The organism is Kribbella sp. CCNWLW201 (assembly GCF_037203805.1).
GTDB lineage: Bacteria > Actinomycetota > Actinomycetes > Propionibacteriales > Kribbellaceae > Kribbella.
Genome location: NZ_JBBCBQ010000022.1, coordinates 1 through 7962, shown reverse-complemented (window position 1 = coordinate 7962; position 7962 = coordinate 1). Strand labels below are relative to the sequence as shown.

Here is a 7962-nt window from a genome sequence, read left to right as displayed (position 1 = left end):
AATCCGCGGGTTGTGGGTTCGAGTCCCACGGGGCCTACCAAACGCCCAGGTCAGAGCACACATGACCGCGCCGGCCACCCTCTCAGCCCACACTTTTGCCACCCTTTTGGTCGTCAGCACCGCTCCCGAGGACCGCGTTCAGGGCTTCGACGGCCTGCGCGTTCCGGATCTTCCGGCCGAGGTACCCGTCCTGAGTCATCGAGACCCGGCTGTGCCCGAGCTGGTCGGCGATCTGGCGTGCGGACTGGCCGGCATCGTCTAGGAGCGTCGCGAGCGTCTTACGGAAGTTGTGCGACTTGACCCACTCCAACGTCTCGATTTCAGCCCGTACCTTTCGGAGATCTCGCAGAGTGTTGTTCGGGTCCCGGAAGCCGCCGATGCTGTCGGGGAACACCGGCCAATCGAGCTTGACGCCCGCCGAAAATCGGCGACGGAGCATATCGAGGACGCGCTCAGGAAGACCGAGGGTCCGCTCACCGGCCTCAGACTTGGTAGTCCCCCGAACGAGACCCTGGCCCGTTACCCGGCCGATCGTCCAATCGATGTCCACAACGCCTGCCGACAGATCGACATCGGCCCAGACCAGAGCAAGAGCTTCCCCGATCCGAACGCCAGTGCCGAGCATAAACAGGCTCAGATCAGGGATGTCCTTCCGAACGGCGCGATCGTTCTCCGCCACCGCCGTCAGCCACAACTCGACCTGTTCCACCGTCAGCGATCGGGCGAGCTTCTTCCTGCGAGCTGTTTCGATTCGGCGAATCTCACGTACGGGATTGGCGTCAAGCGGTCCGCTCCGGACGGCCAGCCCCATCACGCCCGACGTCACGCTCCTGCAGAGCTTGGCAGTTGGAACGCCGACTTGGGCCTTGACTTTGTGGATGAACGTGTCGACGCGAGCGGTCGTAACCTCGGCCAGTCGCAACTCGCCAAGAGCAGGACGGACGTGCTTCTCCAAGGTCGACTTGTAGCTCTGAACCGTCCGCGGGGAGCGAGAACCGCCCTCCACCAACTCTTCGATCTCCTGGACCCACGCGTCGGCAACTTCGCCGAATCGATGACGCGGTGTCCAAGCGCCGGCCTTTCCCATCTTGACCCGTTCGCGGAGCGCGTCCTGCAGCTTCGAGGTCGCCGCGCCTCTGGACTTGCCCCGCCGTTCGACGCGCACGAGCTTGCCGTTGAAGTCGCGGAAGTTGGTGATCGCCCGGTAGGCCTTGCGCCCATTGGCGTCTTTGACCTCGTGCGTCCGAATGAGCCCCCAAGTGCCGATCGACAGCGGCTGGCGCGACATGGCTAGGCCACCCCTTCGAGGGACTTGAGCCAGTCGTGAACCGCCTCCTGCTGATAGCGGACGTACCTCCCGATCCGAACACCCTGAGGGCCGTAGCCAGTCGTTCGCCAGCGGTACAAGGTAGCCACCGGAACCCCAAGGAACTCGGACAAGTCCTCAATGCTCCAGAGCCGATCATCGCGATGCTTCGGCACAGACACTTCATTCCTCCTTTGACAGTTACGTGTCAGTCGTTGTTGGACTCGGCAAGCAGCTCCTTGACAAGCCGCCGATGCTCGCGCGCCTTTGCGGCGGCGGTGTTGGCTAGCAGTGCATCGCCGATCGTTCGCCAGCCGGTGGCTGCGTAGGTGAAGCTGCCGACGATGAGCGTGGTCTCAACGTCGTCGGTGTGGTCGGCGGTGCGGTGACGTTCGCGCCTCCACTCGGCTCGCGCCTCCCGGAGGGCCTTTAGGGTCGTGGAGTACTGGCGGCTCTTGGTCGAGAAATGACCGCCGAAGCCGAGCATGTGCGCCCACCGCTGGAGCCGCCGGTAGGAGAGGCGTCCGGAGTTCTTGGCGGCTTCGTCTTCGTCCAGGTCCGAGCCGGGGCGTCCGAGTCTCCAGCAGGCATCGACCAATCGGCCGGCGTGCGTGTGACGGGTCGCGTAGCGGGCGACTGTGGCGTTGGTGAGCCGTGCGGAGGAGTGTCCGGTGGCTTCGGCGCCTTTGGTGGCGTACTTGGCGAGGTATCCGGCAACGGCGGTTTCGGTGATCTCGCCGTCGACGGCTTGCCGGACCGGGCGTACGTCGAGTTGGGTACCCCACTCAATCAGCCAGCCATCGGGATTGTCGGGGTGCGGAAGCGACCGGAGCCGGGTCCTCTCGACGGCTATGCGTACGGCGTGGTGGACGAGTGCGTGGTCGGCGGACAGGTGCGGCTTGGCGAGGATGTGGATCCCGGCCTGGCGTTGTTGCGCGCAGTCAGGGCAGAGAGGCTGCTCGAGGCTGGGGTCGTCGGGGACGTGCTTGATGCGGCATGCGATGACGACGCCGTGCGGGCAGGTCTCCGGGCGTCGTTTGGGCATGCAGGCGAGGTGTCGTCCGGTCTTGTCCGAGATCCGGTGGCGGTGGACCTCGTGGCCGGTGACGTAGGTGCCACCGTCGAGGCGGACGAGAGCGTGGAAGTGGGCGACGCCGCGCGCCTGCATTTCGGCGACCTTGCCGTAAGAGAGCTTGACGGCGATGCCATGGTCGCGGCCCCAGGCGCGGAGGATGTCCTTGGCCCGGTCCATGGTGCGTCGCCACAGTTCGCCGGACAGGGCGTTCCAAACCACTTGGTGGTCGTGGTCGTAGCAGTCCAGGCACAGCGGCGTGCCGAGAATGTTCTCGCCGTCCTGGTGGGTTTGGTGGCAGCGCAGGTCCACGCCGTGCGGGCACAGCTCGGGCTTGCGGCGGGGTCGGCAGACCTGGTTGCGGAGTTGACCGTCCTTGCCCCGGTGCTTGCGGGCGGAGTGGACCGGGCCGAAGGAGGGTGCGGTGAAGGTGACGAACGCGCAGGGGTGCTGGGCGACGCTGGCCGGGGTCGCTTTGCCGCCCCGTAGTCCTGCCAAGACGAGTTGGTAGGTGTCGCCGCGGTAGATCTCGGCACAGGACGGGCAGACGGCGGCGCGGCGGTTGCCGCAGGCCTTGTAGATCACGCCGTCTGGCATGTCGTCGGTATGCCGGGTGGAGATGATCCGCCCGGTGCGTTCGGAGACAACGTGTGCCTCGCCGCGCAACTGCACGGGCCGGACGCAGCCGCCGGCGGATGCGGTGTGTTCGAGCCAGGCGCCGTAGTCGGCGGTGGAGGCGGCACGAGCGATGGCTTCTTCGACGCCTGAGGCGGGGTTGTGGCGCTTACCAGGTTTGACCGTGGGTCGGTGGCTCTTGATCGGCAGGAGCGGGTCTTGGAGGCCGCTCGGTGGCCTTGTGGGGTTGCTGGTGATGGTCATGGGCGGTCCTCCCTCCCGGATCGGCGGTGGTGGGTGTGGTGTTGACGCTTACGTGTCAGGCGACGACGGGTGGAGCGGGTTCGAGTTCGGGGCTGCCGAACAGGTGGTAGCCGCAGCCGATGCAGTACCGGCCGACGACGCGGTACGGCTCGGGGTCGGCGGCGGGGTTGATCTGGACGACGAGGGCGTAGTCGTCGCCGGGTTCGAGGACGGTGGGGCACCAGTCATGACTGCCGGGGTGGTCGTTAGCGACCCAGTCGCACAGGAACTCGCGGTCTGCGACCTCGCGGTAGGCAGTGATGTTGGCGTAGGCGTTGATGTCGACGGTGGTCACGGTCTTGTCCCTTCGGTGGTTTGGGGGTGTTCGGTGTTCGCCCTCGTCTCCGGGACCCCGTGGATTCCGGAGACGGGAGCCAGCAACGAACCGGTGTTACTCGTCCGGTACGAAGGTGGCGTGACAAACGCCGCAGGTGATCTGCCCTAGCTCGAGAACCTGTTTGGCGACGCGGATGCGGCGCGGGCATTGGCACGCGCACGCGATGGCGTTGTTGTTCTTGCGGGTTTCACCGCCGCCGTTGACCTCCGGGTGCCGGTAAGCGATCAGCGCGTTCTTGAGGTCGGCGAGAACGGTGGTGTAGGTGTCCGCAGTTGCGGCCCGCAGGGTGCACAGTGACCACCCGATCCGGGCGTCCTTGCGGGTATCGAGGCCGAGCTCGGAGGCGAGATCGGCGAACTTCTGGTTGCGCCACCGGCCTTGACGGCTGGTGTCTTTGATCTCGCGAACATGAGCGAGAGCGTGAGTAGCTTCGTGCAGGAGGGTCGTGAAGACCTCCACGACGCTTCGTTTGAGTCCTTCGCCCGAGATGAGGACTTCGGCCAGGCGCTGTTCGCCGTGCTGCCAGCGGATCGGTGCGAAGTGCCCGAACTTGGCCTGCTTGGTGGCGGTACCGGAGCCGACGATGATCACGACGGCCGGCACTTCCTGGTGGTTGGCGCGGATCGCGGCCCACGCGGTTTCGAGGGCAGCGACCAGCTGTGCGGTGGTGTATTCGTCTTGACGCTTACGTGTCAGTCGCGCCTTCGGTGACAGGTTTGACGACCCGGTCCGTGGCGTCGGCCTAGTGGTGGTGGTCTTCTTGGCCCGCTTGACCGTGACGGTGACGGCGGGGTGACTGGCTCCGGTGGAGCACTCGCGAAGCTTGTTCCGCACCGCGATCAGCGAGGCGTATCCGGTGGCCCTGCCACCTTCGGTCGCACGGACTTCATCCATCCGCGTCTGTACGGCTGTAAGCGCCGCTGTGGGGCTGCCGTGGTAGGTGGCGGTGGTCTTGGTGACCATCCACCCCTCGATGCCCGTGAGAGCCGCGGTGTTGTGCGGCGTAAGCCCGGTGAGCTTGGTCGTGGTGGCCGGCCTCGCCGATCTGGCCGCTGTCACGGTGGTTGGACTGCTCGTTGTCGGCATCAGTCGTCTCCGATCCACTTGGAACGGAGGTCGACCTGGACACGGCCCTTGAGGTCGAACACGAACCCGAACAGGTCGAGCGCATCGGCGTACGCTGGGTCGTCAACGATGGTGTCTTCGTCGGTGGTGCCGAGGCGTTGCTCGGCGTCCTCCCGGATCGAGTCGCAGTGGTCGAGGACGTCGTTGAAGACGGCCTGCATGGCGTAGTCGAGTCGCCGGAACCGGGCTGCCCGGCGTTCGGTGGCCTTGTTCGTCTTGGTGACGGGCATGGTCAGTCCCCCTGCGGGGTGGGTTGGGCGACCGGCCGCAGTTCGCAGGAGTTGCGGAAGCAGGCGGGGCGCCATTCGTAGCCGTCGCCGCGCTCGGCGACTTCGGGTGCGTCGATGGCGATGTGCCATTCGTCGGGTCCGCATTGGCCGAGGACCGTTCCTCGTAGCCAGGGCCAGTCCTGGTCCCAGAAGATGTCGCTGTCGGGGACAGGGAACGGGGTCCAGACGTGGGTGTCGCTCGGGAAGCGCCCGTCGTTGGTCTCGTACATGTTCATGGCTGTTCTCCGGTCCACTCGTCGGGGACGTAGACCTGGTCTCGGGTCCAGGTGTCGGTGTGGGTGGCGTGCTGGACCTGGTGGTCCTCGAGGAGCGCGCGGGCCTCGTACAACGCATCAATCAGTCCGCTGATCGCGGTGACGGAGCTGGTGACGAGTTCGATCTCGATCGGCGTACCGCCGAGGTCGATCACGACCCGAGGCGTCTGACCGTTGCAGGCCAGGTTGATGCCGGCCACGGAGTCGTCCGTGAAGTCGTAGCCGACGATGATGCGGTCTTCGCGTTCGCCACCGGAGGCGTCGTAATAGCTCATGACGTCACCTCCTCGCGGATGACGTAGGCCTTCTGCCATTGGCCGTTGAAGGCTTGGCTGGTGCGGAGTGCGGACCAGCATTGGCCGCAACGGCACGGTTGAGCGGAGGAATAGACGAAGGCTCCGCAGTCATGAAGCCAGCCAGTCTTGCCGTTGCCGTCTGTCGCGGCAGTCAAGCAATCGGCGGGGATGGGTTTGACGGTGATCATGCGGCTTCACCTCCTGGGGTGGAGTCGTCCGTTGGGTTGTCGGTGACCTTGCGGATGTGTGCAGCACGAGCGACGAGCCGGGTCACGTGACGGTCGGTGAGGTAGGCCGTCTTGATGCGGCGCGGTACGCCGCCTTCGGCGAGGAGCAGGCCGACGCCCAGGGCTTCGGGCGAGATGTTCTTAGCGGAGAGCCCTTCCTTGGCCCATCCAGTGCCGAGGATGATGTCGGAGCTCGAATCGGTGGTGCAGCGGAACGCGAGCCGGTACGAGAACAGGTCTCGCAGCGAGGTCGGAACGATGTCCGCCGAGGGCCGCTGCGTCGCGGCAACGACGATGATGCCTGCAGCCCGTCCACGAGCTACGAGGTCGCGGACGAGGGTGACGAATTCCTTCTGCTGTTCGGGTGTGCCGACGGTGACCGAGAAGTAGGCCAGCTCGTCGATGGCGAGCAGCGTTGCGCGGAAGTTGTCCTTTTTGGTGATCTTCTTGGCCCCTGTTTGGGCCAGGTGCAGGTAGCGGCGGTCCATCTCGGTCTGCAATTCGCGCAGTACCTTCAGGGCCTTGCCGATGTTGTTGCCGACGAACTGTTTCCCGATCGGCGCGTACGGCAGCAGTTCGACGAGCTTGCCGTCGATCAGCACCAGGTCGACGTCGGCGCACAGCGCGGCGTGCGAGACGATGTTGCCGAGCGCAACAGACTTCCCGGAGCCCGGTTCGCCACCGAGCAGAAAGTTGCGGTACATCAGCGGCACGGTGACGGTGCGGCCGCGGGTGTCGACGCCGAGGTAGGCGGGGTCGTAGATGGACAGTGCCCCACGCGGGTGGCGGGGAGGGTTGTTGGTGGGGGTGCTCCCCGGCTTGCGCCGGGGAAACACCTGCTTGAAGGGGTTAGACATAGTCGCTCACGTCTTCTCCGTTTGCGCCCAAGATCACGGTGTCGCCGTCGTCGATCGCGGCGGTGGTCTTGATGCGTCGGGGTTTCGAGGTCCGGGTCTCACCGGTGACCGCGACGGCGTCGGCCGGCCTGTCGGTGGACTCTTCGGACGCGGTGTCCTGTGGTCCGATGTGGGCCAGGAGCGCGTCATCGGCAACGACCGCTTCGGGGACGTTGCTGGTGTCTTCGAGGAGCGGCGAGACGAGATTCGTCTTCGCCAGGGGGTCGCGCCGGTCGATGTCGATGCGGATCAGCGCGGCGTTGCGTTCGGTGCGGCCGATGATGGCTTGGCGTGCCCAGCACGCCGAGGCGAGCGTTTCGGCCTTGTTCTCCAGGTCTTCGGCAGACAACCCGGGACGCATCCACAGCCAGACGACCTCACCGGTCTTGGTGGAGAAACAGCCGATGATGAAGGGCAGGTTGCCCGACCAGTTCAGGGTTCTCATCTCGGTCAGGCAGGCCCGGACACGGTGCCGGGTGATCACACACCAGATCCGGTTACGGATGAACCGCCGAAGAGGGCGGACAGCCACCACAACAGGTGCCGGCGCGATCATGACGAGCAGAGCCGGGACCGGCTCGAACTCCCAGCCACCAGGGGTGACCAGCTGGTAGTAGACGACCGCCAGCGCGGTCAGACAGGTGATCTCCCAACGCCAGCGCCACAGGCACAGCACGATGACAACCGGCAGCGACTGCGACGGCCGGATGATGGTCTCGACGGCACCGGTCGCGGTGCCACGTCCACGGCGTACTCGACCGCGGTTACGGTTGCGGGTAGATTTGGGCATGACAAGACCTCCCGATGTGGGGGTTGAGTCAGGAAAGACACGAAGCCAGGACGGTTTCTCAGGCCAGTGACCCGGCTCCGTGTCTCGTTTCCAGGGAGCGGCCCTTTCGAGGGCCGTTCTTGGTTTCTAGCTGTGGTTCATCGGCTTTGACACGTACGTGTCAGCCGCGGAGCGTTCGGCCGAAGCCGACTTCCACACCGCGAACGCGTAGTCGCGCGCGGCGTACAGGTCGAGGCGACGCTTCGACGCCTCGCGGTACAGATCCAGCAGTTGCCAGAACGCATCCGACGCGTAGACGGCAACAGCATCGTTGCTGATCGCAACGACAGGTTCAGCCACGTACAGGCTGTTGGCGATGTTCTGGTCCAACAGGTCCAGCACCAGTTCGATCTCGACGATTTCGTTGCACTTGGCCACGTACTCGGCCCGTGCCTGATTCGCTGTGACGGTT

Annotated in this window: 12 protein-coding genes; all 12 read right to left on the bottom strand. The window is 65.4% G+C overall.

Annotated elements, in window-relative coordinates; genetic code table 11:
* Positions 1 to 82 precede the first annotated feature (82 nt).
* Positions 83 to 1288: a site-specific integrase gene (locus tag V9K99_RS42610; protein WP_337012773.1), complete on the bottom strand. Its 1206-nt coding sequence runs from the start codon at positions 1286 to 1288 to the stop codon at positions 83 to 85.
* 2 nt (positions 1289 to 1290) lie between these two features.
* Positions 1291 to 1482, bottom strand: a complete 192-nt coding sequence (locus V9K99_RS42605) for a helix-turn-helix transcriptional regulator (protein WP_337336428.1) — start codon at positions 1480 to 1482, stop codon at positions 1291 to 1293.
* A gap of 32 nt (positions 1483 to 1514) precedes the next feature.
* Positions 1515 to 3257 carry a replication initiator gene (locus tag V9K99_RS42600; RefSeq protein WP_337012777.1) on the bottom strand — a complete coding sequence of 581 codons (1743 nt, stop codon included), beginning with the start codon at positions 3255 to 3257 and terminating at the stop codon, positions 1515 to 1517.
* A 55-nt stretch (positions 3258 to 3312) separates the two neighbouring features.
* Positions 3313 to 3591 carry a hypothetical protein gene (locus V9K99_RS42595; RefSeq protein ID WP_337012779.1) on the bottom strand — a complete coding sequence of 93 codons (279 nt, stop codon included), beginning with the start codon at positions 3589 to 3591 and terminating at the stop codon, positions 3313 to 3315.
* Between the two features lie 96 nt (positions 3592 to 3687).
* The gene (locus tag V9K99_RS42590; RefSeq protein ID WP_337012781.1) at positions 3688 to 4692 is read right to left on the bottom strand and encodes a hypothetical protein; all 1005 of its coding nucleotides are present in this window, start codon (positions 4690 to 4692) and stop codon (positions 3688 to 3690) included.
* A 26-nt stretch (positions 4693 to 4718) separates the two neighbouring features.
* Complete coding sequence (locus V9K99_RS42585; protein WP_337012782.1) at positions 4719 to 4988, bottom strand: hypothetical protein; 270 nt, start codon at positions 4986 to 4988, stop codon at positions 4719 to 4721.
* Positions 4989 to 4990: 2 nt separating this feature from the next.
* On the bottom strand, positions 4991 to 5263 hold the full coding sequence (locus V9K99_RS42580; protein WP_337012784.1) for a hypothetical protein: 273 nt from the start codon (positions 5261 to 5263) through the stop codon (positions 4991 to 4993).
* The gene (locus V9K99_RS42575) at positions 5260 to 5577 is read right to left on the bottom strand and encodes a hypothetical protein (RefSeq protein ID WP_337012785.1); all 318 of its coding nucleotides are present in this window, start codon (positions 5575 to 5577) and stop codon (positions 5260 to 5262) included. Before V9K99_RS42575 ends, V9K99_RS42580 begins: the two co-directional genes overlap by 4 nt.
* Complete coding sequence (locus tag V9K99_RS42570; protein WP_337012787.1) at positions 5574 to 5786, bottom strand: hypothetical protein; 213 nt, start codon at positions 5784 to 5786, stop codon at positions 5574 to 5576. Before V9K99_RS42570 ends, V9K99_RS42575 begins: the two co-directional genes overlap by 4 nt.
* Positions 5783 to 6682: an FtsK/SpoIIIE domain-containing protein gene (locus V9K99_RS42565; protein ID WP_337012789.1), complete on the bottom strand. Its 900-nt coding sequence runs from the start codon at positions 6680 to 6682 to the stop codon at positions 5783 to 5785. Before V9K99_RS42565 ends, V9K99_RS42570 begins: the two co-directional genes overlap by 4 nt.
* On the bottom strand, positions 6675 to 7511 hold the full coding sequence (locus V9K99_RS42560) for a hypothetical protein (RefSeq protein WP_337012791.1): 837 nt from the start codon (positions 7509 to 7511) through the stop codon (positions 6675 to 6677). Before V9K99_RS42560 ends, V9K99_RS42565 begins: the two co-directional genes overlap by 8 nt.
* Positions 7512 to 7637: 126 nt before the next feature.
* A partial coding sequence (locus V9K99_RS42555; protein WP_337012793.1) for a hypothetical protein occupies positions 7638 to 7962 on the bottom strand: 325 nt, incomplete at its 5' end.

Bases quoted from the DNA above. Each gene is read 5' to 3' on its own strand.
- V9K99_RS42610 (WP_337012773.1), bottom strand. From the start codon at position 1,288: ATGTCGCGCCAGCCGCTGTCGATCGGCACTTGGGGGCTCATTCGGACG.
- V9K99_RS42600 (WP_337012777.1), bottom strand. From the start codon at position 3,257: ATGACCATCACCAGCAACCCCACAAGGCCACCGAGCGGCCTCCAAGAC.
- V9K99_RS42585 (WP_337012782.1), bottom strand. From the start codon at position 4,988: ATGCCCGTCACCAAGACGAACAAGGCCACCGAACGCCGGGCAGCCCGG.
- V9K99_RS42580 (WP_337012784.1), bottom strand. From the start codon at position 5,263: ATGAACATGTACGAGACCAACGACGGGCGCTTCCCGAGCGACACCCAC.
- V9K99_RS42575 (WP_337012785.1), bottom strand. From the start codon at position 5,577: ATGAGCTATTACGACGCCTCCGGTGGCGAACGCGAAGACCGCATCATC.
- V9K99_RS42570 (WP_337012787.1), bottom strand. From the start codon at position 5,786: ATGATCACCGTCAAACCCATCCCCGCCGATTGCTTGACTGCCGCGACA.
- V9K99_RS42565 (WP_337012789.1), bottom strand. From the start codon at position 6,682: ATGTCTAACCCCTTCAAGCAGGTGTTTCCCCGGCGCAAGCCGGGGAGC.
- V9K99_RS42560 (WP_337012791.1), bottom strand. From the start codon at position 7,511: ATGCCCAAATCTACCCGCAACCGTAACCGCGGTCGAGTACGCCGTGGA.